Source organism: Cytobacillus oceanisediminis 2691 (assembly GCF_000294775.2).
GTDB classification, from domain to species: domain Bacteria; phylum Bacillota; class Bacilli; order Bacillales; family Cytobacillaceae; genus Cytobacillus; species Cytobacillus pseudoceanisediminis.
In genome coordinates this window covers 4,275,679-4,301,935 of record NZ_CP015506.1, presented here as the reverse complement: position 1 = coordinate 4,301,935, position 26,257 = coordinate 4,275,679, and the positions used below count along the sequence as shown (strand labels likewise).

General features: G+C 43.1%; 28 protein-coding genes and 1 other annotated feature. Of the genes, 24 read left to right on the top strand and 4 right to left on the bottom strand.

The window, feature by feature from the left end:
- Positions 1-15: 15 nt before the first annotated feature.
- From A361_RS21665 to pheA, 8 genes are all read left to right on the top strand, one after another.
- Positions 16-1,464, top strand: coding sequence for an Rne/Rng family ribonuclease (locus A361_RS21665; RefSeq protein WP_019380306.1), 1,449 nt, complete (start codon positions 16-18; stop codon positions 1,462-1,464).
- Positions 1,465-1,662: 198 nt separating this feature from the next.
- Positions 1,663-1,741, top strand: a sequence feature (ribosomal protein L21 leader region).
- Positions 1,742-1,754: 13 nt separating this feature from the next.
- Positions 1,755-2,063, top strand: coding sequence for a 50S ribosomal protein L21 (gene rplU, locus A361_RS21660; RefSeq protein WP_009333117.1), 309 nt, complete (start codon positions 1,755-1,757; stop codon positions 2,061-2,063).
- A gap of 13 nt (positions 2,064-2,076) precedes the next feature.
- Positions 2,077-2,415 carry a ribosomal-processing cysteine protease Prp gene (locus A361_RS21655; protein ID WP_009333116.1) on the top strand — a complete coding sequence of 113 codons (339 nt, stop codon included), beginning with the start codon at positions 2,077-2,079 and terminating at the stop codon, positions 2,413-2,415.
- Positions 2,416-2,709: a 50S ribosomal protein L27 gene (gene rpmA / locus A361_RS21650; RefSeq protein WP_009333115.1), complete on the top strand. Its 294-nt coding sequence runs from the start codon at positions 2,416-2,418 to the stop codon at positions 2,707-2,709. It begins immediately after the preceding gene.
- 238 nt (positions 2,710-2,947) lie between these two features.
- Positions 2,948-3,499, top strand: a complete 552-nt coding sequence (locus tag A361_RS21645) for a sporulation initiation phosphotransferase B (protein ID WP_009333114.1) — start codon at positions 2,948-2,950, stop codon at positions 3,497-3,499.
- Positions 3,500-3,640: 141 nt separating this feature from the next.
- A complete protein-coding gene (gene obgE, locus A361_RS21640) occupies positions 3,641-4,933 on the top strand; it encodes a GTPase ObgE (RefSeq protein ID WP_009333113.1) in 1,293 nt (430 codons plus the stop codon).
- Between the two features lie 25 nt (positions 4,934-4,958).
- Entirely contained in the window at positions 4,959-5,414 is a 456-nt protein-coding gene (locus A361_RS21635; RefSeq protein WP_009333112.1) for an ACT domain-containing protein, read from the top strand.
- A gap of 131 nt (positions 5,415-5,545) precedes the next feature.
- Positions 5,546-6,424, top strand: a complete 879-nt coding sequence (gene pheA, locus A361_RS21630) for a prephenate dehydratase (protein WP_019380307.1) — start codon at positions 5,546-5,548, stop codon at positions 6,422-6,424.
- A 67-nt stretch (positions 6,425-6,491) separates the two neighbouring features.
- Here pheA and A361_RS21625 read toward each other — a convergent pair whose 3' ends face one another.
- Together A361_RS21625 and A361_RS21620 are read right to left on the bottom strand one after the other, a co-directional pair.
- Positions 6,492-7,034, bottom strand: a complete 543-nt coding sequence (locus A361_RS21625; RefSeq protein ID WP_009333110.1) for a transcription repressor NadR — start codon at positions 7,032-7,034, stop codon at positions 6,492-6,494.
- 65 nt (positions 7,035-7,099) lie between these two features.
- Positions 7,100-8,242: an IscS subfamily cysteine desulfurase gene (locus tag A361_RS21620; RefSeq protein WP_019380308.1), complete on the bottom strand. Its 1,143-nt coding sequence runs from the start codon at positions 8,240-8,242 to the stop codon at positions 7,100-7,102.
- Positions 8,243-8,383: 141 nt separating this feature from the next.
- Here A361_RS21620 and nadB point away from each other — a divergent pair, with 141 nt between their 5' ends.
- From nadB to yajC, 14 genes are all read left to right on the top strand, one after another.
- Positions 8,384-9,967 (top strand): L-aspartate oxidase, encoded by a 1,584-nt coding sequence (nadB, locus tag A361_RS21615; RefSeq protein WP_019380309.1) that lies wholly within the window; start codon positions 8,384-8,386, stop codon positions 9,965-9,967.
- The gene (gene nadC, locus A361_RS21610; protein ID WP_019380310.1) at positions 9,936-10,772 is read left to right on the top strand and encodes a carboxylating nicotinate-nucleotide diphosphorylase; all 837 of its coding nucleotides are present in this window, start codon (positions 9,936-9,938) and stop codon (positions 10,770-10,772) included. Before nadB ends, nadC begins: the two co-directional genes overlap by 32 nt.
- Before the next feature lie 307 nt (positions 10,773-11,079).
- Positions 11,080-12,186 carry a quinolinate synthase NadA gene (gene nadA / locus A361_RS21605; protein WP_019380311.1) on the top strand — a complete coding sequence of 369 codons (1,107 nt, stop codon included), beginning with the start codon at positions 11,080-11,082 and terminating at the stop codon, positions 12,184-12,186.
- A gap of 421 nt (positions 12,187-12,607) precedes the next feature.
- Positions 12,608-14,617, top strand: a complete 2,010-nt coding sequence (safA, locus tag A361_RS21600) for a SafA/ExsA family spore coat assembly protein (protein ID WP_064328224.1) — start codon at positions 12,608-12,610, stop codon at positions 14,615-14,617.
- Entirely contained in the window at positions 14,601-15,593 is a 993-nt protein-coding gene (locus tag A361_RS21595) for a phosphotransferase (protein WP_033196616.1), read from the top strand. The genes safA and A361_RS21595 overlap by 17 nt, the downstream gene beginning before the upstream one ends.
- Before the next feature lie 110 nt (positions 15,594-15,703).
- Positions 15,704-16,447: a YhcN/YlaJ family sporulation lipoprotein gene (locus A361_RS21590; protein ID WP_009333102.1), complete on the top strand. Its 744-nt coding sequence runs from the start codon at positions 15,704-15,706 to the stop codon at positions 16,445-16,447.
- A 163-nt stretch (positions 16,448-16,610) separates the two neighbouring features.
- A complete protein-coding gene (locus A361_RS21585) occupies positions 16,611-17,159 on the top strand; it encodes an intercompartmental signaling factor BofC (RefSeq protein WP_019382921.1) in 549 nt (182 codons plus the stop codon).
- Positions 17,160-17,398: 239 nt separating this feature from the next.
- Positions 17,399-17,962, top strand: a complete 564-nt coding sequence (locus A361_RS21580) for a tyrosine-type recombinase/integrase (RefSeq protein WP_019382920.1) — start codon at positions 17,399-17,401, stop codon at positions 17,960-17,962.
- Positions 17,963-18,124: 162 nt separating this feature from the next.
- Complete coding sequence (gene ruvA, locus A361_RS21575) at positions 18,125-18,736, top strand: Holliday junction branch migration protein RuvA (RefSeq protein ID WP_019382919.1); 612 nt, start codon at positions 18,125-18,127, stop codon at positions 18,734-18,736.
- Positions 18,737-18,789: 53 nt separating this feature from the next.
- A complete protein-coding gene (ruvB, locus tag A361_RS21570) occupies positions 18,790-19,791 on the top strand; it encodes a Holliday junction branch migration DNA helicase RuvB (protein WP_019382918.1) in 1,002 nt (333 codons plus the stop codon).
- Positions 19,788-19,994 carry a DUF2905 domain-containing protein gene (locus tag A361_RS21565; RefSeq protein WP_009333097.1) on the top strand — a complete coding sequence of 69 codons (207 nt, stop codon included), beginning with the start codon at positions 19,788-19,790 and terminating at the stop codon, positions 19,992-19,994. Before ruvB ends, A361_RS21565 begins: the two co-directional genes overlap by 4 nt.
- Positions 19,995-20,021: 27 nt before the next feature.
- Positions 20,022-21,050, top strand: a complete 1,029-nt coding sequence (queA, locus tag A361_RS21560; protein ID WP_019382917.1) for a tRNA preQ1(34) S-adenosylmethionine ribosyltransferase-isomerase QueA — start codon at positions 20,022-20,024, stop codon at positions 21,048-21,050.
- A 91-nt stretch (positions 21,051-21,141) separates the two neighbouring features.
- Entirely contained in the window at positions 21,142-22,281 is a 1,140-nt protein-coding gene (gene tgt / locus A361_RS21555; protein ID WP_009333094.1) for a tRNA guanosine(34) transglycosylase Tgt, read from the top strand.
- Between the two features lie 74 nt (positions 22,282-22,355).
- A complete protein-coding gene (gene yajC, locus A361_RS21550) occupies positions 22,356-22,640 on the top strand; it encodes a preprotein translocase subunit YajC (protein ID WP_009333093.1) in 285 nt (94 codons plus the stop codon).
- 40 nt (positions 22,641-22,680) lie between these two features.
- Here yajC and A361_RS29545 read toward each other — a convergent pair whose 3' ends face one another.
- Positions 22,681-23,007 carry a TIGR04086 family membrane protein gene (locus A361_RS29545; RefSeq protein WP_311316025.1) on the bottom strand — a complete coding sequence of 109 codons (327 nt, stop codon included), beginning with the start codon at positions 23,005-23,007 and terminating at the stop codon, positions 22,681-22,683.
- Positions 23,008-23,265: 258 nt separating this feature from the next.
- Between A361_RS29545 and A361_RS21545 the strand changes: the two genes are divergently transcribed.
- On the top strand, positions 23,266-23,916 hold the full coding sequence (locus A361_RS21545; protein WP_019382916.1) for a DUF421 domain-containing protein: 651 nt from the start codon (positions 23,266-23,268) through the stop codon (positions 23,914-23,916).
- Positions 23,917-23,971: 55 nt separating this feature from the next.
- On the opposite strand, the gene spoVB is transcribed toward A361_RS21545, so the two are convergent.
- Entirely contained in the window at positions 23,972-25,537 is a 1,566-nt protein-coding gene (gene spoVB, locus A361_RS21540; RefSeq protein ID WP_019382915.1) for a stage V sporulation protein B, read from the bottom strand.
- 122 nt (positions 25,538-25,659) lie between these two features.
- Here spoVB and A361_RS21535 point away from each other — a divergent pair, with 122 nt between their 5' ends.
- Positions 25,660-25,956 (top strand): post-transcriptional regulator, encoded by a 297-nt coding sequence (locus tag A361_RS21535; protein WP_019382914.1) that lies wholly within the window; start codon positions 25,660-25,662, stop codon positions 25,954-25,956.
- Positions 25,957-26,257 lie beyond the last annotated feature (301 nt).

Below are 26,257 nucleotides of genomic sequence, written 5' to 3'. Positions count from 1 at the left end.
GAAATAGTTTTGGACATGTTAGTTGTAAATTATGCATCAAGAGAGCGCCGGTTTGCACATTTAAAAGATAAGAGGGTCGAGAAGCTATTTATCGATCAGCCGAAGCAGCGTTCATCAGTAGGGGATATTTACTTGGGCACCGTTGCAAAAGTAATGCCTGGATTGAATGCAGCTTTTGTAGAGATTGGGGAAGATCAAAGCGGATTTATACACCGGGACAAACTGGCAGCCTATGTTTGTTCTGCCGAAGAATCTCAAGTAAAGGAAAAACGGAGCATCTCTTCTTTTGTCCATCAGGGAGAAAGAATACTTGTTCAAGTTGAAAAGGACGCTGCCGGAACTAAAGGACCGAGATTGTCAGGGGTGCTTGAGTTTTCAGGAGATTCGCTGATATATATGCCAAATGGCCGTTATGTTGCTGTATCCAAGAAAATTGAGGATAGTGAAGCAAGAGAAAACTGGCGCCAATTTGGCTATCGTGCTAAGAAAGAGAATGAAGGGCTGATTTTCAGAACATCCTGTGATAACAAGAAAGAAATTGAACTCATAGATGAACTTGAAAGGCTAAGACTGGAGTACAGGGACCTTTTAAGGGCAGCAGAAGGAAAGAAAAAACCGGGAAAAGTTTACGAAGCGGATTCTTTTATTGAGAAAATTAAAGAAGAAGCAAAGAAACTGGCCGATGGAGAAATCGCAGTGGACGACTTAACACTGAAGAGTGTGCTCCAGAAACACACCTGCCTGCCAATTCGGCTGCATTCTGGCAAGGAAAATATCTTCTCCGCTTTTAATGTTGAATCTGAAATTGATAAAGCGCTGAAACGGATTGTATGGCTTGAAACTGGCGCATATCTTATTTTTGATGAAACCGAAGCTTTAACAGTCATCGATGTAAATACCGGAAAGTTCGCCGGTAAGCAGGACCGCAGGGAAACTGTGTTAAAAACGAACCAGCAGGCGGCCGAAGAAGCTGCAAGACAGATCCGGCTCCGCGATATAGGCGGCATGATCCTAATCGATTTTATCGACATGAAAGAAGCATCTGACCGCAACCATATCCTCTCCACCATGGAAAATGCGCTGAAAAAGGATGAAAGACGCACTAAACTTGTTGGATTCACCCCGCTTGGAATCCTCCAGATGACCCGAAAAAAAACGAAACCGGCCATTTCAGAATCACTTACCGAAAGGTGTCAAGTATGTGAAGGCACCGGAAGAGTGCTGAGTGCTGAAACCATTGCCTTCAGGCTGGAAAGAGAACTGTGGGAACATCGAGGCAATGACCATGAAGCTGTCTTAATCGAAACCACCCCAGACACAGCAGCGGTATTCTCAGGGGAAAATGATGCCCATAAAAAGAGAATCGAAGACAGCATTGGACTAAAAATCATGTTTTCCTATAAGGAAAAGTGCAAGCCATTTTATGAAATCAGAAAGTTTGGCAGTGCCAATGAGCTAGGTTAGTTCAAAGCAGGCGGATTTAACCACCCCGCCTGCTTTTTTAGTGCAGTATTTCCCACTTCCCTAATAACCCCATTAGCATTATAATTGTATAGGCACGCAAAAAAGTCACTTTTAGGTGCAAACAAAGAGAATCATATAATTCTTATTGACATGATTAATCATTATATGATAGGATTTTTATGTTATGTTTGTAGCGCACCCGTGCTACAACCGCACAGAACAGGTACATAAGCCCGCTTTCGTGTCGGCGCCTGGGATGGCGAGTCTTAGTCTAAGAGGAGGTGCAGTTCATGTACGCGATTATCGAAACTGGCGGTAAGCAATTACGTGTAGAAGAAGGTCAAGCTATCTACATCGAAAAGCTTAGCGCTGAAGCAGGCGAAACAGTTACATTTGAAAAGGTTCTTTTCGTTGGCGGAGACAGCGTAAAAGTAGGAAGCCCTGTAGTTGAAGGTGCTACTGTTACAGCTAAAGTTGAAAAACAAGGCCGTCAAAAGAAAATCACTGTATTCAAGTACAAAGCAAAGAAAAACTATCGTAAGAAGCAAGGTCATCGTCAGCCTTACACTAAAGTTGTGATTGAAAAAATCAACGCTTAATCAGGCGATTCAGATGATTGAAGTAACGATTATTCGTAAAGATTCCGGAAATATTCATTCGTTTGAAATAAGCGGTCATGCATTCTTTGCAAACAGAGGCAAGGATATCGTCTGTGCAGGCGTATCTGCCGTTTCCATCGGTGCCATTAATGCTGTCCATGCCCTAACCGGCGTGACACCAGAAATCAGCCATGGAGATGGCTTTCTCCGCTGTGTTCTTCCTGATCTTCAGGATGACATGAATGAGAAAGTGCAGCTTCTTCTTGAAGGCATGGTTGTTTCATTGCAGACGATTGAAGAAGACTACGGAACGTATATAAAGATTACCTTCAAAAAGCAGGAGGTGGAATAAATGCTATTAAAATTAGATCTTCAGTTGTTCGCTTCTAAAAAGGGAGTAGGTTCTACAAAGAACGGCCGTGACTCAATCTCTAAGCGTCTTGGCGCTAAGCGTGCGGACGGACAATTCGTAACTGGCGGCTCAATCCTGTACCGTCAGCGCGGTACTAAGATCTACCCAGGTGTAAACGTGGGTAAAGGCGGCGATGACACACTATTCGCGAAAGTTGACGGTGTTGTTAAGTTCGAACGTCTTGGACGTGACCGCAAGCAAGTGAGCGTATATCCTGCAGCTCAAGAGGCGTAAGCCTTTTCGAGAAAACCCTAGCCCACAAGGTTAGGGTTTTCTTTTTTTGGCAAAAAAATCCGCCAGTGCACTTCACATTTTATCTGATGAATTTATAGCTCCAGAAGACAGCAGCTCTTCTTCGCATAAGCAATATTTTCTTATTTAACATAAATTTGCTTACTGTACTTATGTTTTTTGATATACTTACAGCAAGCACAGTCTTCTGTCAGCCTAATAACCATACAGGAGTGCATATATGGAAAAAGACTGGAATATGATTGAAGTGCTGCGTCATGCCCGGCATGACTGGCTGAATAAAATACAATTAATTAAAGGCAACCTTTCCCTTAACAAGGTAGACAGAGCTAAGGAAATCATAGATGAAATCGTGGTGGAAGCACAGCAGGAAGCAAGACTTTCGAACTTAAACCTTCCTGAGTTTGCTTCGCTTTTATTGACTTATAATTGGGAAAACCACTACTTTCAGCTTGAATATGAGGTGCTTGATGATACCATTTCCGGCCGATTGGATGACATTATCCTTTCTGAGTGGACAGGCTCTTTTTTTGCCATTTTGGACTCATCAGTAAAGCCTTACCATGATAATCATTTATCTGTATCCATCAGGCATGAAAAAGAAGGGGCTCGTTTCTTTTTTGATTTTAGCGGAATACTAACAGATATCGATAAATTGGATCAGTTCTTCAAAAAGAAGAACGATGACATAACGGCTGCTGTTCAGGTATTAGCTGAAGAGGAGCTTGCACTGGAGTTATTTGTGCCATTCATTGCGAATGGCAGAGAGTGATTTCCGCCGCAAAAAGCAATACTAAGTGTGAAACTCTGCAGGCTGGAGCATTTCTTAAGTGTAAGAGTGGATCCAGTCAGTGCCTGTAATTTGGCTGAATGCCAGACAATTGGGACATACTGCAGACGGGAGGAATAATATATGTTTGTCGATCAAGTCAAAGTTTATGTTAAAGGCGGAGACGGGGGCAACGGAATGGTTGCTTTCCGCCGTGAAAAATATGTGCCGAACGGAGGCCCAGCCGGCGGAGATGGCGGTAAGGGTGCCAATGTTGTTTTTGAAGTGAATGAGGGATTACGCACGTTAATGGATTTCCGTTATCAGCGCCATTTTAAAGCTCCCCGCGGTGAGCATGGCATGTCTAAAAATCAGCATGGAAGAAATGCAAAAGACATGATTGTTAAAGTCCCGCCGGGAACAGTCGTAACTGATGCCGAGTCAGGGGAAGTAATCGCAGATTTGACTGAGCACGGGCAAAAAGCTGTCATAGCCCGCGGGGGCCGCGGAGGCAGAGGGAATACCCGTTTTGCCACACCGGCTAATCCTGCTCCAGAATTGTCCGAACATGGCGAACCGGGCCAGGAAAGAGATGTTGTGCTGGAGCTCAAGCTTTTAGCTGATGTTGGTTTAGTCGGTTTTCCGAGCGTCGGAAAATCCACGCTGCTATCGGTTGTATCATCGGCAAGGCCGAAGATTGCGGAATACCACTTTACGACGATTGTTCCCAATCTGGGAATGGTTGAGACTGAAGACGGCCGCAGCTTTGTCATGGCAGACTTGCCTGGATTAATTGAAGGCGCCCATTCGGGAGTAGGCCTTGGTCATCAATTTTTACGGCATATTGAGAGAACCAGAGTTATTGTCCATGTTATCGATATGGCTGCTGTTGAGGGCAGGGATCCATTTGAAGACTATCTAACCATCAATAAAGAATTAAAAGAGTATAACCTTCGTCTCACTGAAAGGCCTCAAGTCATTGTGGCTAATAAAATGGACATGCCTGATGCAGAGGAAAATCTTAAGAAATTCAAAGAACAGCTTGAAGAAGAGTATCCGATTTTTCCGATCTCCGCTTTAACAAGACAAGGGTTAAGGGATTTATTATTTGCCGTTGCGGATAAGCTTGAAGAAACGCCTGAATTCCCGCTGTCACATGAAGAAGAAGAAGACACAGGTGTGCACCGCGTTCTTTATAAGCATGAAGCTGACCAGACGGAGTTTGTCATTACGAGAGACCCTGCAGGAGTGTTCGTCGTATCTGGCGATGCTATTGAGAAGCTCTTTAAGATGACTGATTTCTCAAGAGATGAATCTGTCCGCAGGTTTGCAAGACAGCTGCGCGGAATGGGTGTGGATGATGCTCTTCGTGAAAAAGGAGCAAAAGACGGTGATACAGTTAAGCTGCTTGATTATGAATTCGAGTTTATTGACTAACCTTCACGATTGACGGGGTGGAGAAATGAGAAAAGATAGATTCGATAAGAAATTTTATTTGGTTCGCGAAGATGTTTTGCCTGAAGCAATGAAGAAAACTTTGGATGCGAAGGAAATGATCGAAAGGGGAAAAGCCGAATCGGTTTGGGATGCTGTCCAAAAAGTTGATTTGAGCAGAAGTGCTTTTTATAAATATAGAGACACTGTGTTTCCTTTCCATACTGTTGTCAAAGAACGGCTGATCACTTTATTCTTTCATTTGGAAGACAGATCGGGGACTTTATCACATTTATTGGGCGTTGTGGCTTCATCGGGGTGCAATGTCCTAACCATACACCAGACCATTCCGCTCCAGGGAAGGGCAAATGTCACGCTTTCCCTGAATGTAACTGAAATGGGCATCGAGATTGAGGAGCTCTTGGGTAGGCTTCGAAAATTGGAGTTTGTAGAAAAAGTAGAGGTGCTGGGGACGGGTGCGTAAGAAAATGCGCTCTGTACCCTGCCCTTTTTTAGTTTTTTATTTTGCAAATTACATACATATGTTAAAGTAGTAAAGTATAAAGAAAATTTTCAGTGATTTATGATAAGTCTGACGAAAAGGAGGTAATTACCGTGAAGATAGGATTTTTGGGCCCAAAAGCCACCTTTACAGATATTGCTGCAAGGAGTTTATTTCCGAATGAGACAGCCGTTGCCTACCCAACGATACCTGCCTGTTTTGATGCATTAAATGAGAATGAAATAGAACTGGCGGTAGTTCCTCTTGAAAACGCATTGGAAGGCTCAGTGAATATTACATTGGATTATTTAATCCATGAAGTGGATTTTCCAATTATCGGCGAACTGACAGCCCCGATTCGCCAGCATTTTATGGTCCATCCTGATCATGTGAACGAATGGGATAAAACTGATGCAGTCTATAGCCATTCCCATGCTATTGCACAATGCCATAAATTTCTGCATAAAGAGCTGAAAGGCATCCCTTGCGAAAGCACTACTTCAACTGCAGCAGCAGCTCAATATGTAAAAGAAAATCCAGATTTGCGGGCCGGCGCCATCGCTAATGAATTAGCGGCAGAAGTATATGGACTGGCGATCGTTAAAAAGGATATCCATGATTTTGATTTTAACCATACAAAGTTCATAGTATTATCCAGTAAAGAACTGTCAATCAATGAAGACCGCAAAGAGTTTGCCGGGCACAAGACGACTGTTATGGTGACGCTGCCGGCTGATAGGTCAGGGGCACTTCATCAAGTGCTTTCGGCATTTGCCTGGAGGAAGCTCAATTTGACTAAGATTGAATCAAGGCCGATGAAAACAGGATTGGGAAATTATTTCTTTATCATTGACGTGGATATGAAGCAGGACGATGTCCTTATCCCCGGAGCAGTTGCCGAATTGGAGGCACTGGGCTGCAGCGTTAAGATTTTGGGTAGCTATCCATATTTTCAGCTTCGCAATAAAAATACAAAAGTTCTTCAGGATTAAAGCTAAAGAAAAGGATCCGGTATACATATCCGGATCCTTTCTTATTTAAAAATAATAAGGATTAACGCTATTCCTGGTCAATAAGAAATCCTGCTTCCTTTAATAATTTCTCAGCTTCATCGAGTTTCCGTTCTGAGGCTGCAGAAAGAGTATGAAGATGAATGCCATCTGTCAGTTCTGATAAGAAGGAAGCTTTTGTGGCTTTAATTTTATCCATGAATTGCTTGACTTCCTGACGGGTTGAAACCATAACCGAGGCAGTTAAGTCACCATAAACAGGATGTTCAATCCTTACATCTTTTACTGTAACCCCATGATCGACAAGCAGATTCAATTCTTCTTCAGTCCTCGCGGGGTCATGATGGCAGGCAATGACCCGCTCAGCTGAAGATGCAGGAGAAGCCTGATGAAGATACATATAACCTTGGCTCGTAGCAATGATTGGCTCTTTTCTTGCCTTTAGAAGGGTGATATCCCCAACAATTACCTGTCTGCTTACATTTGTTTTTGCTGCAAGGTCGCCTCCTGTAATGGGCTGTCCGCTTTCTTTAAGAAGCTGAAGCAGAAAGGTCCTTCGCTCCTCTCCGAGCACCTTTTTTTGTTCCTTCATTTTTCCTCACCCTTATAATCCGATAATGTCTCATTCTAACATAAGAACCGGCAGAATATAAAAGATTAGAGCGGTCCGAGTTCCCGGGCCATTTCTGCCAGCTTTTCCCCCAGTGACTTTGCCTCCTCAACAGCAGTATTCCACCCGAAAGAAATCCGGAAAAATTCCTTTCCTTTTTTTTCTGTAACCCCTAGGGCCATCATCGTTTTAGAAACAGTTTTCATGCCTGTGCTGCATGCGCTTCCTGTAGATATGGCATATCCATGTCTGTTGCATTCAAGCATGATATATTGCCCTTCGACCCCTTTTAACCGAAGTCCCAATGTAGAAGGAAGCTGGTAAGAGCCTGCAAAATCGTATAACACAAATTTCTCCTGTGAAGACTCAAGCTCCTTCAGCAGTGCTTCACGCAGTGTTTGGAAATGGCTGTTATGTCTGTTTAAATTTACATAAGCTTTCTGTGCAGCTACTGTCATTCCGGCAATTCCTGGAAGGTTCACAGTGCCTGGCCTGAAACCTTTTTCATGTGATACGCCTGGTAAGAAGGAGCTCCACCGCCTGCCAGGTTTGAGGTAAACCCCGCCCACCCCTTTTGGCCCGTAAAATTTATGGGCAGAAAAGGACAGGCTATCAACAAAGCTGGCGACTTCTTTTAAATCTGATTTTCCAAAAGTATGGACACAATCACTATGCAGCAATATCTTCCTTTGCCTGCAAAGCTGGCTGATCTCAGGGACAGGCTGCAATGTGCCAATTTCAGGATTGCCATGCTGTATGGTAATTAAGACGGTATCATCCCTGATGGCCGAACTTAATTTTTTTAGGTCAATACGGCCATCCGCCCCAAAAGGGATTTCTGTAATTTCATAGCCATTATCAAGGCTTAATTTCTCTAGGACACTATGAATAGAGGAATGTTCAGCCATTCCCGCTATAATATGTTTTCCTGATTTTTCAGAGGCAGACAGCAAGGCTAATATAGCGAGTAAATTGCTTTCTGTACCTCCACTGGTAAAGTAGATTCCTTCACTCTCAACTCCCAAAAGGATGGCTAATTCTCTCCGGCAGTTTTCAAGAAGCCCTTCTGCTGCGCTCCCGGTATCATGAAGGCTGAGGGAGTTGCCAAAGTATTCAGTTGAGGCTTTAATATAGGCATCTGCCGCTTCCGGATCAAGCGGACAAGATGCTGCATAATCGAAATATTTCATGTTCTCACCTGCTCTCTCTCTTTAAATAAAGCCTTCGAAAAGTAAGAAGTTCCTCTTAAACTATGAAAACCTCTTGTCATAATTCTAAATCTGTGTAAATATAGGTGTCAAGACACCTGTAAAAACAGGAGGTATAAAATAATGAATGCCGACGTTTTGATTATTGGAAGCGGGGTAGCCGCTTTGCAGTTGGCAAAGAAGATGCGACAGGACTTAAATGTGATTATTCTCACAAAGTCAACTATAAAAAATGGAAACTCATATATGGCGCAGGGCGGCATTGCGGCTGCCCTGGGAGTAAATGATCACCCATCCAAGCACTACATGGATACACTCGAAGCAGGAAGGTTTCATAATGATTCTGATGCAGTGCTGTCCCTGACCAGTGAGGCACCCTCCCTGATAAAAGAGCTTAATCAAGAGGGATGCCTGTTTGATATGGATTCTGAAGGAGCATTTGCGTTAGGCATGGAAGGGGCTCATTCAGAAAGCAGAATTGTTCATGGAGGCGGGGACAGCACTGGAAAAACAGTCATTGATTTTATGCTGTCAAATAAAAATCAAAACGTTCGAATCATGGAAAATGTTCTTGTGTTTCAATTGCTGATAAATGAAACGGAAGGCAGTTGTATAGGGGTAAAAGGAAAAGATTCAAATGGTGTAATTCATCGATTCATTTCATCTCATGTTGTGCTTGCAACAGGGGGCTGCGGCCAGCTATATGAATATACATCCAATGCCGATTCCGTAACCGGAGATGGTATTGCCTTAGCGTACAGAGCAGGTGCGGAGATAGCGGATATGGAGTTCATCCAATTTCATCCCACACTTCTATATAAAGACGGTAAAGCATTAGGGCTAATCTCGGAAGCTGTCAGGGGAGAGGGCGGCAGGCTCGTTACAGAAGACGGAAGACCAGTAATGACAGGACTTCATCCACTGGGAGATTTAGCGCCAAGACATGTTGTGTCACAAGCAATTTTTCATTCTTTAGAGGAAGGGAAATCCGTGTTTCTGGATATCTCCTCAATTGAAAACTTTAAATCCAGGTTTCCGACAATAACAAAAATCTGTGAACAAAACGGAGTAGATTTAAGAATTGGGAAAATTCCAGTTTCACCCGGAAGCCACTTTTTAATGGGAGGAATTAAAACAGATTTATTGGGCCGCACCAGCATTCCTGGCCTGTATGCGATTGGTGAAGCTGCATGCACAGGCGTACATGGCGCTAACCGGCTTGCAAGTAACTCCCTTCTGGAAGGTTTATATTTAGGCAAAAGGCTTGCGGAGTGGATTAATGAACAGCCGTCAAGTGATCCTGCTAAAGGACTGACATTTCCCGAGACAGCATTCAGATGTCAAATCAAAGAAAGTTTACCTTCAATTGAAGAAATTAAATTGAGAATGATGAAGAATGCAGGGATTATCAAAACAAAAGAAGGGCTTTTAGATCAGCTTGCCTGGCTTAAAGGCTGCAAAATTGAAGAATGGATTAAAGCAGAACTTGATGATCTTTCAATAGAGGAAGCAACACGGGCTTTCATGCTTATCGCAGCTTATCTGATAACAGACGCTGCAGTAAGGAGGACAGAGAGCCGGGGAGGCCATTTCCGGCAGGATTATCCCTTCGAAAGTCATGAATGGCTTGGAAAAAGAATCATTCAATCCCGAAAATCTGAAAAGGGTGGTAAATATGAACAAATTAAAGCTGCGATTGCAAATTGAACAGTTTTTTCTCGAGGATATCGGTGACCGCGACCTGACAAGCGGACTTATTTTTGGAGAAGATCAGACTGGAATGGTCGTTTTCCTTGCAAAGGACAATGGCATTTTTTGCGGAGAAGAAATAATCAGGTCAGGATATAAGATGCTAAATCCAGCCGCTGAAGTCAATATAAAAGTAAAGGATGGAGAATGGATTGAGAAAGGTCAAGTCCTTGCTGAAGCTGCAGGGCCTGTATCCGATTTATTAAAAGGAGAAAGAGTGGTCTTAAATCTGCTCCAAAGAATGAGCGGAATTGCAACAAAAACAAGTGAGGCTGTCCGGGTATTAAATAGTTCACATACGAAAATCTGCGATACAAGAAAAACTACACCTGGCCTTAGAATGCTTGAAAAATATGCAGTCAGATGCGGAGGGGGATTTAACCATCGATATGGCCTCTATGATGCAGTCATGATTAAAGACAACCATATTTCTTTTGCAGGATCAATTTCGAAAGCTGTGGAAGAAGTACGGTCAAAAGTTGGGCATATGGTAAAAGTTGAAGTCGAAACGGAAACAAAAGAACAGGTTCTTGAAGCAGTTGAGTCAGGGGCAGATGTTATCATGTTTGACAACAGGAGCCCTGAAGAGATTAAAGAGTGGATCAGCAGCGTGCCGAAGGGGATCCTGACAGAAGCATCCGGCGGAATCACGTTGGATAACCTGTCAGCTTACAGCGATACAGGGGTTGATTTTATTTCATTGGGTTTTCTTACTCATTCCGTGAAATCGCTTGATATAAGTGTGAAGGTTACTGTGGAATAAAAGCGGAAGCGCCTTGCCCACAAAGGTACGCAGACTAGGAACGCCACGTCCTGTGGCAACGTCTGCATGACCCCCATCCTGGGGGCCTCAACCCACAAGACGAGCCTCCCAGGAAGGTGTTCTTGCCCTTTTGGAGGATTGGCTTGTTACCTCGAAGGGGGAGACCTCCTCTAAAGAGCTAACGCTTTTAGTCGTGCGATGAATACGCTGTCGAAGCGTTCCATGTGGAGCTGGACTGTTACCGACGTTCAAAGGATATAAATTCCTAAAAAAATAAATGCATAATTGGCAAAGGGGTATGGAGGAAATGAATATTTTTCAGACAGCAGAAAAACAAACAACTATTCTTCCGGAAAAATATCGAATGATGACTATAAAGGAACTGGAGGATCGAGCAAGAGAAATAAAAGATAAGCTTGGGAATAAGCTGTTTATTCCGGGTCATCATTATCAGAAGGATGAGGTCATCCAGTTTGCGGACGCTACCGGTGATTCACTAAAGCTTGCCCAGCTTTCACAGGAAAATGCAGAGGCAGAATATATTGTGTTTTGCGGAGTTCACTTTATGGCTGAAACGGCAGATATATTAACAGATTCTAGTCAAAAGGTGCTATTGCCTGATATGCGCGCAGGCTGCTCTATGGCCGATATGGCTGATATCAGCCAAACAGAAAGAGCCTGGACGAAGCTGCAGAATATGTTTGGCGATACAATGCTTCCTTTAACATACGTAAACTCTACTGCGGGCATCAAGGCTTTTGTAGGCCGCCATGGAGGAGCAACAGTTACTTCTTCGAATGCTGAAAAAATGGTGAGCTGGGCGTTTGAGCAGAAGCCGAGAATTGTATTTCTGCCTGACCAGCATCTTGGAAGAAATACGGCTTATAACCTCGGAATTGGGCTTGAGGAAATGGCTGTATGGAACCCCATTACGGATCAGCTGGAATATGAAGGGCCGCTTGAGGACATTAAAGTAATTCTTTGGAAAGGCCATTGTTCAGTTCATGAAAACTTTACTGTTGAAAATGTCAAAAAAGTTCGGGAACAATATCCGGCAATGAAGATCATTGTCCATCCGGAATGCAGAAGGGAAGTTGTGGAACTTTCCGACATGGCCGGGTCGACCAATTATATAATAGATGCAATAGAACATTCAGAACCTGGGTCTTCATGGGCGATCGGTACAGAGATGAATTTGGTTAAAAGGATTATCACCCAGCATTCAGATAAAAAAATCATCTCACTTAACCCTCATATGTGTCCTTGCCTGACCATGAACCGAATCGATTTACCGCACCTTGTTTGGTGCCTTGAAGCAATTGAGCAGGGGGAAAGCCAAAATCTAATTCAGGTTGAAGAACAAACAGCAGCATTTGCTAAATTGGCATTAGATAGGATGCTCGAACGTCCATAAGCGTTTGCAAAAGGTTAGCCGGTCATTAAATCAGCGGAAATTACACAGAAATACTCTGCGTAAATTTAGGCAATAAAAAAATTCTCCCCGCCCGGGAGGATTTTTTTATTGCCTTGCTGCCCTTTGCTGTTAATAGGATTAGAAGAAACGATGAAGCATAAATCCTGAGAAAAATGCATATCTTTTTGTGTAGATTGTTAGCAATTTGCCCATTTCTTCATACACTATATGGACTCATCGCGATTAACGGGCACTAATCTGCAATTTTCAAATAAATGGATGAAATGCCCGTAAATGCTGATTAGGAACACAGACTAGGAACGCCACGTCCTGTGGCAACGTCTGTGTGACCCACATCGTGTGGGCCTATACTAACCATCATTGATGGAAGTATCACCTTACGCATAGGAGGGAATTCAGAGTGAAAATCCATATCGTACAGAAAGGGGATACTCTTTGGAAGATTGCAAAAAAGTACGGCGTGAATTTTGAAGAGCTGAAAAAGATGAATACACAGCTCAGCAACCCTGATATGATTATGCCCGGTATGAAAATAAAAGTTCCTGCAAGCGGGGGCTCAATAAAAAAAGAGGCTCCTATTGGAGGAAAACCGGAAGCAAAAATAAATATGGGTGCCAAAAAGGAAATGCCAAAAGCAGAACAACCTTTTGCCAAAGAGAAACCTATTACCATGCCATCAGCTGAAGCACCTAAGGAGAAGCCGGTAAAAGAAGCACCGAAAAAGGAAATGCCAAAAGTAACGGCGCCAAAGGTTGAAATTCCGAAAGAAGTGCCAAAACCTGCACCAAAAGAAGTTCCCAAAAAACCTTATACGCCAAAAATGCCAAAGCCTATTATGCCTGAAATTGATATAAATAATTATTATATGATGAATATTCAGCAGCCGGCTCCGCAGCAAAAGCCGCTTCCAGCAAAAGAGATTAAACCGCAGCAGCAAAAGCCGCTTCCAGCAAAAGAGGTTAAACCGCAGCAGCAGAAACCGCTTCCGGCTAAAGAGGTTAAAGTGAAGGAAAAACCAGTGAAGCCTGCAGAAACAAAACCACAGCAAAAACCACTGCCTATATCAGAATCCAAGCCACAGCCCCAGCTCCCGCCTAAACCAGTCAATATCCTTCCGCAGGCAAAGCCGGCTCCAAATCAAGAAAGTCCTGAATCGCCGGAAAGCGAATCTTCTTTATATACACATCAAGGAGGTCAATATCAGCCAATGTTTCCTTTTAACCCATGTTACCCGCAAATGCCTTATCCTCAAGTACAGGGAGCAATGATGCCGCAGATGCCGCATCAGATGCCGCATCAGGTGCAGGGAGCAATGATGCCGCAGATGCCGCATCAGATGCCACACCAGGTGCAGGGAGCGATGATGCCGCAGATGCCGCATCAGATGCCACATCAGGTGCAGGGAGCGATGATGCCGCAGATGCCGCATCAGATGCCACACCAGGTGCAGGGAGCGATGATGCCGCAGATGCCGCATCAGATGCCACACCAGGTGCAGGGAGCGATGATGCCGCAGATGCCACACCAGATGCCGCAGGTACAGGGAGCGATGATGCCTGATCATCAAATGCCGCATATGGGTATGATGGCTGGAGTTGAAAGTCCGGATTATGATGAATCTTCGCCGTTCATGCCAATGGCTCAAATGCCATCAGGTGTGATGGGTGCAGAAGATATGGGACAACAGATGCCACATCAAGTGCAAGGGGCGATGATGCCGCAGATGCCGCATCAGATGCCACATCAGGTGCAGGGAGCGATGATGCCGCAGATGCCGCATCAGATGCCACATCAGGTGCAGGGAGCGATGATGCCGCAGATGCCGCATCAGATGCCACAGGTGCAGGGAGCAATGATGCCGCAGATGCCGCATCAAATGCCATCGGGAGTGATGGGTGCAGAAGATATGGGAATGCAAATGCCGCATCAGATGCCGCATCAAGTACAAGGAGCAATGATGCCACAGATGCCGCACCAAATGCCATCGGGTGTAATGGGTGCAGAAGACGTGGGAATGCAAATGCCGCATCAGATGCCGCATCAAGTGCAAGGAGCAATGATGCCACAGATGCCGCATCAAATGCCATCAAGTGTAATGGGTGCAGAAGACATGGGAATGCAAATGCCACACATGCCGCAGGTGCAGGGAATGGAAGAATCTCCGGGTATGTCTCAAAAGCCATTAATGCCTGGTTCAGTGATGGGTGCTTCTAATGATTGCGGATGCGGAGGACCGAAATTTGCTCCGGGAGGATACGGTCCGGGACCAGGATTCGGTCCAGGGCCGGCATATGGTCCGGGATTTGCCTATGGCCCAGGACCAGCATTCGGTCAAGGTTTTGGCCAAATGGGCGGAGAGGCATTTGGAATGCCAAGAAGCTTTGACGAAAGCAGTGAATACGACGGTTAATAATGGAGGAGACGATTTAGTTCAAAATCGTCTCCTCTCCTATTTGCAAGATCAGCTGCCCTTTAAAATTGAAGAGTTAAAGCCGATTAGAAAGAAGGTTTATTTACTGAGGACACAGGAACGGGCCTTTGTATTGAAAGGATTTTCATCCTATCACCGGCTAAAGCTTCAGGAGGCATTTACTTCATCATTAATGAATGAAGGATTTGCAAAAACATATATTTTTTATGAGGTTGCCAAAGAACCGCCATTGTTTTTTGACCGGACATATTTTGGGTGTCTGGAATACATCCCGCCTTCTGAAGAAGTGTTCACCTATTTTTTGAAGAGCGATCGTTTGGAAGGGCTAAATTTGCTGAAGAATTTCCACGATACTACAGAGAAGCTTGTAAGCCGTTACCAAACGGTTGTGCCGGCATATCGGCAGGCAGACAAGTGGAGAGAGAGAGCGACCCTTTTCCTTAATAATCTCCCAGTAATAAGATATTTTGTCCAAAAAGAAATTATTAATGAATTATTAGCCTGGGCAGATTGGGCCTTGAAAGGCATTGAAGAGGACGCCTGGCTTTTTCAATCCGGGAGGAAGGTTATTCTGCATGGTGATGTAGCACATCATAATTTTCTCAGAGCTAAAGATCAATCTTTATATTTGCTTGATTTTGACCTGATAGCAATAGGTACTCCACATTCCGATTACCTGCAGTATGCGAACCGCATCCTCCCCTTTATGAAATGGTCATTTGACGATTTGGGAAAATATTCAATATTTAAATCCAATCTTGAAGAAAAGGGCTTTCTTCATGCATTGGCATTTCCAACTGATATATTTAGGGAATGGAATCGTGTAATAAGGGATAGAACATATCTTGATTCTGTAAAGATTCGTCCTGTTTTGGATTTAACTGTTGGTCAGTTTGCTGAGAGACAGCGTTTTATTAAAGCTCTTAAATATGCCGTTAATGAGATAAACAAATAATGTACAAAAAAATGGACGTAAATGGACAGAATGAAAGCCTCCTTTCGCTCACAAGCTAAGAAAGAGCAGCAATGCTCAGGGCTTGTAATATTAGCGAGGGGGTTTTTCGCTTGCACAAGAAATTAATTGCAGTACCGATGGCTGCCATCATGACAATGGGATTGGCAGGATGCGGAACGAACGAAGATGCATCTGTTGATCGAAAGAATGAAATTGGTCAGCCCATGGGATATTATTCAAATGAAAATCACGGAAACCGCGGTGGAAATGTCCGGGTTGAAGATGGTACAGATAATGATGGGCCTCTGACAGAAATGATGGATCATACTCTGGGTGCAGAGGGAAAAAATAATGGCTCCAACAGAGTGGAAAATAATGCAAGAAGAGTCAGGAATGAAAATACCGGAAACCCAACTGTTCCTCTTGCTGACAGGGACCGCAGCTTTTTGCAGAGAGATAATCGTTTTAGCCATAGCGATGCAAATTATCATGGCCATCTCGATGACAATACACGACAAGCCAAAAATTCTTATTATCAGGCTTATGAAGGTGAGCTTGCTGAAAAAATTGGCAACGTTGCAGCTTCTGTTCCTAACGTTGAGGATGTCCGTTCCGTGACCTATGGAAGCGATGTTTTGATTGCTGTGGATTTGAATGATTATGATAAGGAAGAACAGACGAAAGAAGCGATTCATGAAGCTGTTCAGCCATATTTACGCGGAAGATCTGCTACGGTGGTAACGGACGAAGGAACGTTTAGCCGTTTAAGAAATATTGATAACAATCTTCGTGATGGCGGCCCGCGAGAGCAAATTGATTGGGATTTAAAAAGTTTATTCCGCAGGGAAAAATAATGATTCAGCAAAGAGGGCAAAGCTGCTGGGCTTTGCCCCTTTTTACATAATTAATTTTTTTCAGGATAAACATGAAAATGTTGGTCACACTAATCATAAAGATCTGGGAAAACAGGCTCAGGCGGATGCTGCAGAAGTTACTATTTAATCGAGGTGATCGATCATGAGAACCATATGGGGCTTGCTAATAATAGGAGCTGCTTCCTTTTATCCCTTCTTCCAGACGGATGCATTCAACTTTTTATCTGAGGGTACTTCTGTATATGCTGAGGCAGCAGGAAAACACATTGAAGGGCCGCTTAAGATGGATGTCATTTTGGAGAGAGAATATCTGGATGGGGAAGTAAGCCAGGAAACCATAGAGGAAATCATATGGACCCTTGAAGATTTCTGGGCTAAATATGATCAATGGCAGCTTGTTGATATGGATATGGATTATATAGTGTTCCGCCGGAAAATGGATGATATATCGCCATTATTAAAAGCAAATGGGTACTTCGGTGTAACCGAGGACGGCACATTAACCATTTTCAATGGAAGGCCGAAAAAAACAAATATTATTCAGTCTTTCTTTCAAATCGATTTAGGGAAATTAGAAAGCACGAAATGTGAAGAATTAAAAAAAGGAATCCCCATTGTAACAAAAGATCGATATGTGGAAGTTCTGGAGACCTTTAAAAGCTATACTGCCGGTGAAAAGCAAGCGAATTGAAAAGCAGTAAAACATGCAAGGGAATGGGATTCTCTTGCATGTTTCTGTTTTTTTAAACAATAAGAAAATAATTATTTTGAACGTTGATAATCTGACTAGGTCCAGCGTCTTCCTGCTCAAGATGTCGGGGGAGAGCAAGGCGCTTCCGCTTTTCTTATGAACTGCATTCAATCATTTGTAATGTTACTTATTTTTTGATAGCTTATACTTATGTAACATTAGTTGCAGGAGGGAATCTTGTGGAATATGTTGATCCTATCAAGGACATCAAAAGCATAAATAAAATTAAAGAGATTTTAAGACAGCAGTCACAGCGGGATCTTTTGCTTTTTGTATTAGGTATAAATACGGGCATAAGAGTGAGTGATTTGCTATCTCTGAAAATTAGTGATGTTTGGGATGGGAAGGAGATAAAAGAGTTTATTTATTTAAACGATCTCAATAGTGATGAAATTAAAGCATTTTACTTAAATAGCAGCGTGAAAAAAGAACTGAAAAAATATTTTACTCAGCATGATTTCTCTGAATGTGATTATCTCTTCAAATCCAAAAAGAATAACCAGCCAATTACCCGCCAGCAAGCCTACCGGATCATAAATAATGCAGCAAAGGAAGCTGGAATTCCAGGGAAGATCGGAACACATACACTTCGAAAAACATTTGGCTATCATGCCTATAGAAAAGGGATTGCCATTTCAATCATTATGTCCATCTATAATCACCATTCTTCCGCTGAAACTTTGCGCTATCTCGGTATTGAAAGAGGCGGGAAGCAATTAATAAAAGTGGACGTTAACCTATAAAATGAGTTTAATGCATTGGCTGATATAAAGCGTCTTGTGTACCATAAGGATTTTCCTCCATAAGCAATGTATCTGGCCCCATTCTGTTCAGCATTTTATTCTTCGTGCCTAAAATATAATATGGTACAATGAGGTACAGTTAAACTAGAGGAGAGAAAGGCATTGTATGAATTCGTAAGAGGCAAGCTGGATTTTATCGGGCCGGAATATGTGGTTATTGAAAACAATGGTATTGGCTATCAGATTTTAACGCCAAATCCATTTAGCTATACCCCGGAGTTCGGGCAGGAAGTAAGGATATACACGTATCATTATGTACGGGAAGATATTATGGCACTGTACGGTTTTCAGACTCGGGAGGAGAAGACCCTTTTTACCAAGCTGCTGAATGTTACCGGAATTGGGCCGAAGGGAGCTCTTGCAATTCTTGCTTCAGGTGAACCGGAACAGGTGGTGCAGGCAATTGAAAATGAAGATGAAGCGTTCCTCGTTAAGTTTCCTGGAGTCGGAAAGAAAACAGCGAGGCAGATGATTCTTGATCTGAAAGGGAAGCTGCCGGATATTGTACCTGACTTTTTCCCTAATCTGTTTTCTGCGGATAAACTTCAGGCTGAAAGCGGACCTTCAGGGGACCTGGAGGAAGCATTGCTTGCATTAAAGGCGCTGGGCTACTCAGATAAGGAACTGAAAAAGATTACACCGGAAATGAAGAAGGAAAAGCTTACAACGGACCAATACATAAAGAAAGCTCTGCAAAAGCTTTTAAAACTATAATGTATTGGAACGGGTCCGATTCATTTAAGCTGATATTAAGTAGGTGATTATGTATGGAAGAGCGGATAATATCCGGTGAAGCTGATCTTCAGGATCTTTCATTCGAACAGAGTCTGCGACCGCAGACACTAAAGCAGTATATTGGACAGGATAAAGTAAAGCAGAACCTCGAGATCTTTATCAAAGCTGCCAGAATACGCGAGGAGACCTTAGATCATGTCCTTCTATATGGGCCGCCTGGATTGGGGAAAACCACACTGGCTGCCATTATAGCCAATGAAATGGGAGTAAATATCAGAACCACTGCAGGCCCCGCCATTGAAAGGCCTGGTGATTTGGCTGCGATCCTGACTGCATTGGAACCTGGTGACGTCCTGTTTATTGATGAAATTCATCGCTTGCCGCGTTCTATAGAAGAAGTTCTATATCCGGCAATGGAGGACTTTTGTCTTGATATTGTCATCGGAAAAGGGCCAAGTGCCAGATCAGTCAGATTGGACTTACCGCCTTTTACACTGGTTGGCGCGACTACAAGGGCGGGGTCGTTATCGGCTCCGTTAAGGGACCGTTTTGGTGTGCTTAGCAGGCTTGAATACTATTCAGAAGAGCAGCTGACTGATATTGTTGTCCGTACAGCTGAGGTCCTTGATACAGGTATAGATCTAAAAGCCGCCATTGAGGTTGCCAGAAGGTCAAGAGGCACGCCTAGAATTGCAAACAGGCTCCTCCGGAGAGTCCGGGATTTTGCCCAGGTCAAATCAGATGGCCAGGTTGATGAAACACTGGCAAAGGAAGCTTTGGAGCTTTTGCAGGTTGACCGTTTAGGCCTTGACCATATTGACCATAAATTATTAAGAGGGATTATAGAGAAATTCCGCGGCGGTCCTGTTGGCCTTGAAACAATTGCAGCGACCATTGGGGAAGAAGCACACACGATTGAAGATGTTTATGAACCATATTTATTGCAGATTGGGTTTCTTCAGCGGACGCCAAGAGGAAGAATTGTAACGGACCTGGTGTACCGCCATTTTCAGATGGAGGTGCCTGCTGATTGAGCGGCATATCAAAGTGGCTGATGGTCATTGGTGCCATCATTTTTGCTATCGGATTTATAAGCCAGTTTATTAATATTGGCAAGCTGCCGGGGGATATAGTGATCAAGAAAGGCAATACGACATTTTATTTTCCAGTCGTTACATCGATTTTGATCAGTGTTATCCTTTCTGCCATCTTTTATTTTATAGGAAGGCTTCGGTAGTCTATATGAATAACAGAGGGTGACATCATGAAAGTAGATTGGTTTGATTTTCATTTGCCTGAGGAATTAATTGCACAAACGCCTTTGGCTGATCGGACTGGCAGCAGGCTAATGGTCCTTGATAAAATAACCGGAGATCTTCAGCATAGTGTATTTAAAAATATTAAACATTATCTCAAAGCTGGAGATTGTCTTGTGCTGAACGACACAAAGGTCCTTCCTGCCAGGCTGTTTGGAGAAAAAACAGGCACTGGTGCGAAAATAGAGGTGCTTCTTCTAAAACAGCTTGAAGGGGATTCCTGGGAAACGCTGGTCAAGCCAGCCAAGAGAGTGAAAGAAGGAACTGAGATAACGTTTGGAAACGGCAATTTGACTGCTGTTTGCACTGGAACTTCAGATCATGGCGGCAGGGTACTGGAGTTTAAGTATGACGGGATATTCTATGAGGTGCTGGAGGAATTGGGAGAAATGCCATTGCCGCCTTATATTAAGGAGCAGCTTGATGATCGTGACCGTTATCAGACTGTATTTGCCCGTGAACGCGGTTCTGCTGCAGCCCCTACAGCAGGCCTTCATTTTACTGAGCAGCTTCTTGAAGAGATTAAGGAAATGGGTGTGCATATTGCTTTTATTACTCTGCACGTTGGTCTGGGAACTTTCAGGCCGGTTAGTGTGGATGATTTGAATGAGCATGAAATGCACGCTGAATTTTACCAGGTAACAGAAGGGACTGCACGGCTGTTGAATGAAGTTCGTGAGCAGGGAGGAAGAATTATCAGTGTGGGGACTACATCCACAAGGACTTTAGAAACCATTGCTTCCATGCATAATGGCCGTTTTGAAGAAGCAAGCGGGTGGACAGATATTTTCATTTATCCCGGCTATGAATTTAAAGCGATTGATGGCATGATTACAAATTTTCATCTGCCTAAATCGACCTTGATTATGCTTGTAAGTGCACTGGCTGGCCGTGAGAACGTTCTGAATGCCTATAATCAGGCCGTGGAGGAGCATTATCGGTTCTTCAGCTTTGGAGATGCTATGCTCATTATTTAATAAATAGGTTATCTCTGTACTTCGATAACTGTCTAGCTCCTAGCGCCGATAAAGGGGCGCTCTGCGCTTTAAATGGAAGGAGAACTGTAAGTTGACTGCAATTCGTTATGAATTAATTAAAACATGTAAGCAAACCGGTGCCCGTCTGGGACGGGTCCATACGCCGCATGGATCTTTTGAAACTCCTGTGTTCATGCCTGTGGGAACACTTGCTACAGTAAAAACCATGTCCCCTGAAGAATTAGTGGAAATGGGTGCGGGCATTATTCTGAGCAATACTTACCACCTGTGGCTTCGACCCGGTCAGGAAATTGTGGAAGAAGCAGGCGGCCTGCATAAGTTTATGAATTGGGACCGGGCCATTCTGACAGATTCCGGCGGGTTTCAGGTGTTCAGTCTTAGTGAATTCCGTAAGATTGAAGAAGAAGGCGTTCATTTCAGGAACCACCTGAATGGAGACAAGCTGTTTTTATCACCTGAAAAAGCAATGGACATTCAAAATTCCCTTGGTTCAGATATTATGATGGCGTTTGATGAATGCCCGCCTTACCCAGCATCCTTCGAATATATGAAGAAGTCAGTAGAGCGGACTTCCCGCTGGGCTGAGCGATGCTTACAAGCACATAAACGCCCGAATGATCAGGGACTCTTCGGAATTATTCAGGGTGGAGAATATGAGGAGCTGCGTAAACAAAGCGCGAAAGACTTAACATCTCTTGATTTCCCGGGGTATGCTGTTGGCGGTTTATCTGTAGGCGAGCCTAAAGATGTAATGAACCGTGTACTTGAGTTCACAACACCGCTTTTGCCGTCTGATAAGCCAAGATACCTTATGGGAGTAGGATCCCCTGATTCCCTGATTGATGGTTCAATCAGAGGGATTGATATGTTTGACTGTGTTCTCCCTACAAGGATTGCCAGAAACGGAACATTGATGACAAGTAATGGCAGACTGGTTGTTAAGAATGCAAAATTTGCAAGAGATTTTGGCCCAATTGACGAGAATTGCGATTGCTACACATGCCGTAATTACAGCCGTGCTTACATCAGGCATTTGATCCGCTGTGACGAAACATTTGGAATCAGGCTTACAACTTACCATAATCTCTATTTTCTGCTAAAATTAATGGAGCAGGTAAGACAGGCGATTAGAGATGATCGCTTGGGTGATTTTAGAGAAGAGTTTTTCGAAAGGTATGGATTCAATAAGCCTAACGCGAAGAACTTTTAATAATAAAAATTGAGAGTTCGTTTAAGGAGCAGCTTTTCCTTAAATCGGGACAATCTTTGAAAGGGGGGAAAACTATGGAGCTTTTAGGAACATTAGGACCATTATTGCTGATGTTTGTTTTATTCTATTTCCTGTTAATTCGTCCGCAGCAGAAACGCCAAAAGGCAGTTCAGCAAATGCAAAGTGATTTAAAAAAGGGAGATAAGGTTGTTACAATCGGCGGTCTTCATGGATTCGTTGATGCCATCGACGAAGACAAAGTGGTTATTAAATGTGGTGACGGAAGCCGTCTTACATACGATCGTGCAGCGATCCGCGAAGTAACGCAGGCAACTGGCGATGCATTAGCAAAATCTTAATATCAAAAAAAGAAGGTCCTGAATTTCAGGACCTTCTTTTTTAAGCTGTTCTTTTAGTGTTGAGATTAACTCCCAATATACCGCCCATCATTGCAGTCAGCGTAAAACAGGTGTGGTATATCATTTGCTCCATATCAAATAAACTGTCATGTCCCAGATATTGAAATAGAAAAATAACGATTGAGTAAATAAGGCCTGTCAAGCCTCCAAGCAGCCATCCTTTTTGCTTCCCTTTACCTCCGGATATGAACCCGCCCGCAAAAAGAGAAACAAATGAAACAGCAGAAATAATATACTGCAGGGAAGACTCCTGCAGCGAGGTGAACCGCAGAAGCAGTGAAAAAACGAGACTGCTCGCTACAGCAATGGCAAAAATGGCGATAATTCCATAAAGTACGGCGCTTCCGAAGTTCTTTGACTCTTCTATATTGACCCTCTCCCTTCTGAATCAGTAAATAGGAACAGCTTTTACCCCAGAGGCTATTCAGCTTAATCCTTAGTACAAGCATATTCACACAATGAAAAAATAGAATCTAAAATGTTCAAAGAAAAAGCCAGATAAAATCATAAAAGTTTTAATATGCGGAAGGATATAAAGGATTGCATCAAAAGGAGTGCTGTAGAAGTGGAAGAATATCTAATAATTGTAGGAAGAACATTATTTCTCTATGCAGTCATTCTTCTCATTTTTAGACTAATGGGCAAAAGAGAAATTGGTGAACTAAGCATCCTGGATTTAGTCGTCTATATCATGATTGCTGAACTTGCAGTAGTGGCGATTGAAACTCCGGATTCAGAAATCCTGAAAAATGTGCTGCCAATGCTCCTTTTGATGGTTGTGCAGATTGTGCTGGCCATACTTTCCCTGAAGAGCAAAACGTTCAGGGATGTCGTTGATGGCAAACCGACCATTATTATTAATAAAGGAAAAATTGATGAAAATGCCATGAGGAAACAGAGGTATAACTTTGATGACCTGCTTTTGCAGTTAAGAGAAAAAGATATTTCCAAAATCTCAGATGTGGAATTTGCCATCCTTGAATCTTCCGGTACTTTGTCAGTGTTTGAAAAAAAGGACAGCAAAGAGGGGGGAATTACAATCCCTTTAATCATAGATGGGACAATTCAGAAAACTAATCTGGAAACGATAAACAAAAGTGACTTTTGGCTTCGTCAGGAGCTTAGAAAAGAGGGGTATAAAGAGATATCAAATATATCATTCTGCAGCTATGAAAATGGCCAATTTTATGTAGATCTGCTTGACGAAAGGAAATAAATCGAGGCCAGCTCAAGATAGGCAAAATTGAGCTGACCCTGCTGATATAGGCAGATTATCTAAATGCAAACCTTGATAATAATCTGCCAACCCATGGAATCCGAATCAGATCACTCTTTTTAATAAGCTTGAAGAATAATAAGAAAATTATATATACAGAAGTGATGGCGGAAGAAATCACAATTACCCTCACTGCTGTATTTAAGTCAGGGGAAAGTAAATCTTTGAGCATCCAGAAGCCAATGCCCCCTGACAAAAACATGGCAATAAACGTCATTAGATAGTCCCTGATGAAAAAAGTAAACGAAATAGCTTTCAGTACTGTTGCAAAGTGAAGCATTGTCACCAGGACTGTGCCGGTCAGAATTCCCATCGCAACACCATTGATGCCAAATGCAGGCTGGCTGGCAAGTAGAAAGATGACTGCCGTTTTAACGGCAGCGCCAATCAGACTGTTGATCATTGCGGCACGGGCCAGATTTAATGCCTGTAAAGTTGCCTGAAGAGGTCCCTGATAATAATAAAACAGAAAAAATGGCGCCATCAATTTAATAAAATGAGAACCGCTTGAGGAGCCGTACATTACTTCCATCAATTGATCGGAAAGGACATAAAGAACCACCACTGCCAGGCCGCCAGTAATAAATGCAAACCGAAGTGCCTGCTGAAGCCGGTATTCGATCAGACGCATATTATTCTGGGAATTTGCTTCGCTGATAGCCGGAACAAGAGATGTTGACAAAGAATAAGTAATAAAAGATGGAAGCATCAGAAGAGGCATGGCAAAGCCGGTAAGAGCACCATATTGCTTCGTAGCCGCAGCGGCCGCCACCCCTGCAAGTGCAAGACTCTGTGCTACCACAATCGGTTCAAAAAACCAGGCGACTGAACCGATCATTTTGCTGCCTGTCGTTGGAAGAGCGACGGTCATCAATTCGTTAAATGTACTTTTTCCGGAAGACACAAATTTAAAGAATTGTTTCCTGACTCTGAATTTCTTTTTAAGCTTAAATGTGGTCATTAAATAGAGCAATGATGCAAGCTCCCCAATGACTGCTGCCAGCATGGCTCCCGCTGCCGCATACTCAATTCCGTATGGCAGAAATGCCTTAGTCATCAAAGCAATCAGGCTTATTCGGACTATCTGTTCAATCATCTGGGAATAGGCAGCAGGCTTCATGTTCTGTCTGCCCTGAAAATAACCCCGAATGACAGAAGAAACTGCAATGATCGGCACGATAGGGGCGATCGCCATCAAAGGAAGCTGTGTGCGTTCATCGGTAAAGAGTGTATCTGATAATAATGGAGCAAGCAAAATTAAAGCAGGAGTGAAAACAATTGAAAGTGAGATAGTCGTCGCTAAGGAAACAACTAATATTTTCTTGATTTTTGCTGTATCTCCCTTTGCCTCCGCTTCGGCCACATTCTTAGAAATAGCAACCGGCAGCCCAAGCTGTGTGATAGTGACGACTAGAATCATGGTGGGAAAAGCCATCATATAAAGGCCAACGCCTTCTTCTCCAATAAACCGGGCAATGACAATTCTGTTTATAAAGCCCAGGACCCTGGTCACCAGGCCTGCAGCGAGCAGGATCATGGTACCTTTCAGAAATTTGGACATTCAACTCCCTGCCTTCTCAAAATGGGTATTATCATATACAATTATCTATATGCAAGGAAGAGGACAAAGCATGACAAGCTATCATAATTTCCATGTGAATAATGGCGGGGAGGCGGCTGAAAGTGAAAATCGGCCATGAATATGATTATTTTCGCACTACGGTAAAACCTGCATTGGAAAGCAAATTAGATGAATTTCGGCTGCTGGGATATAAAAAAGTGACTGAACAGGAGCTCTGGGAATTCCTCACAAAGAAGAAGTGGAAAAACACAAAAGAAAATGTCAGGCTATTTGAAATTGTAGAAGAAATCATGGAGGTAAAAGTGAGTGAATACATTCACTATGCTACCATCGAGGCTTTTAAAGAGGCTGACTTTGTTTTTGATAGTGAAGAAGAGAGAAGGGAACTGTTAAAATAGTCACCTTTCTACTTTTTACAAAAATTAACATGGTATATGACAAATTGACAGGTTTTACAATCTGTCTCATAATGAAAAGCGGAGTAAACGGTATTATTTCATTTCAGTTTTCATACATAGAATGAAATTCAAGAACGGATAGTAAAGCCAGCTAGGGTTCAAACAAAGTCATAATACTGGGGGCTGCATTGAAAAGATATGCAGCTTTCCGACGCAAGACTGTATGGTTAATGATGCATCACAGAGGTTGAAGTGATGCTTGTGATTTCAATAAGCGGGCGATAGCTAAGGAGGATTTATT

Excerpts from the sequence above, each read along its gene's own strand:
- yajC (WP_009333093.1), top strand. The coding sequence starts at position 22,356 with ATGGAGCTTTTAGGAACATTAGGACCATTATTGCTGATGTTTGTTTTA.
- A361_RS21620 (WP_019380308.1), bottom strand. The coding sequence starts at position 8,242 with ATGAAATATTTCGATTATGCAGCATCTTGTCCGCTTGATCCGGAAGCG.
- nadA (WP_019380311.1), top strand. The coding sequence starts at position 11,080 with ATGAATATTTTTCAGACAGCAGAAAAACAAACAACTATTCTTCCGGAA.
- A361_RS21585 (WP_019382921.1), top strand. The coding sequence starts at position 16,611 with ATGAGAACCATATGGGGCTTGCTAATAATAGGAGCTGCTTCCTTTTAT.
- A361_RS21645 (WP_009333114.1), top strand. The coding sequence starts at position 2,948 with ATGGAAAAAGACTGGAATATGATTGAAGTGCTGCGTCATGCCCGGCAT.
- ruvB (WP_019382918.1), top strand. The coding sequence starts at position 18,790 with ATGGAAGAGCGGATAATATCCGGTGAAGCTGATCTTCAGGATCTTTCA.
- spoVB (WP_019382915.1), bottom strand. The coding sequence starts at position 25,537 with ATGTCCAAATTTCTGAAAGGTACCATGATCCTGCTCGCTGCAGGCCTG.
- nadC (WP_019380310.1), top strand. The coding sequence starts at position 9,936 with ATGAACAAATTAAAGCTGCGATTGCAAATTGAACAGTTTTTTCTCGAG.
- A361_RS21655 (WP_009333116.1), top strand. The coding sequence starts at position 2,077 with ATGATTGAAGTAACGATTATTCGTAAAGATTCCGGAAATATTCATTCG.
- rpmA (WP_009333115.1), top strand. The coding sequence starts at position 2,416 with ATGCTATTAAAATTAGATCTTCAGTTGTTCGCTTCTAAAAAGGGAGTA.
- nadB (WP_019380309.1), top strand. The coding sequence starts at position 8,384 with ATGAATGCCGACGTTTTGATTATTGGAAGCGGGGTAGCCGCTTTGCAG.
- A361_RS21635 (WP_009333112.1), top strand. The coding sequence starts at position 4,959 with ATGAGAAAAGATAGATTCGATAAGAAATTTTATTTGGTTCGCGAAGAT.
- rplU (WP_009333117.1), top strand. The coding sequence starts at position 1,755 with ATGTACGCGATTATCGAAACTGGCGGTAAGCAATTACGTGTAGAAGAA.
- A361_RS21665 (WP_019380306.1), top strand. The coding sequence starts at position 16 with ATGTTAGTTGTAAATTATGCATCAAGAGAGCGCCGGTTTGCACATTTA.
- queA (WP_019382917.1), top strand. The coding sequence starts at position 20,022 with ATGAAAGTAGATTGGTTTGATTTTCATTTGCCTGAGGAATTAATTGCA.
- A361_RS21625 (WP_009333110.1), bottom strand. The coding sequence starts at position 7,034 with ATGAAGGAACAAAAAAAGGTGCTCGGAGAGGAGCGAAGGACCTTTCTG.
- obgE (WP_009333113.1), top strand. The coding sequence starts at position 3,641 with ATGTTTGTCGATCAAGTCAAAGTTTATGTTAAAGGCGGAGACGGGGGC.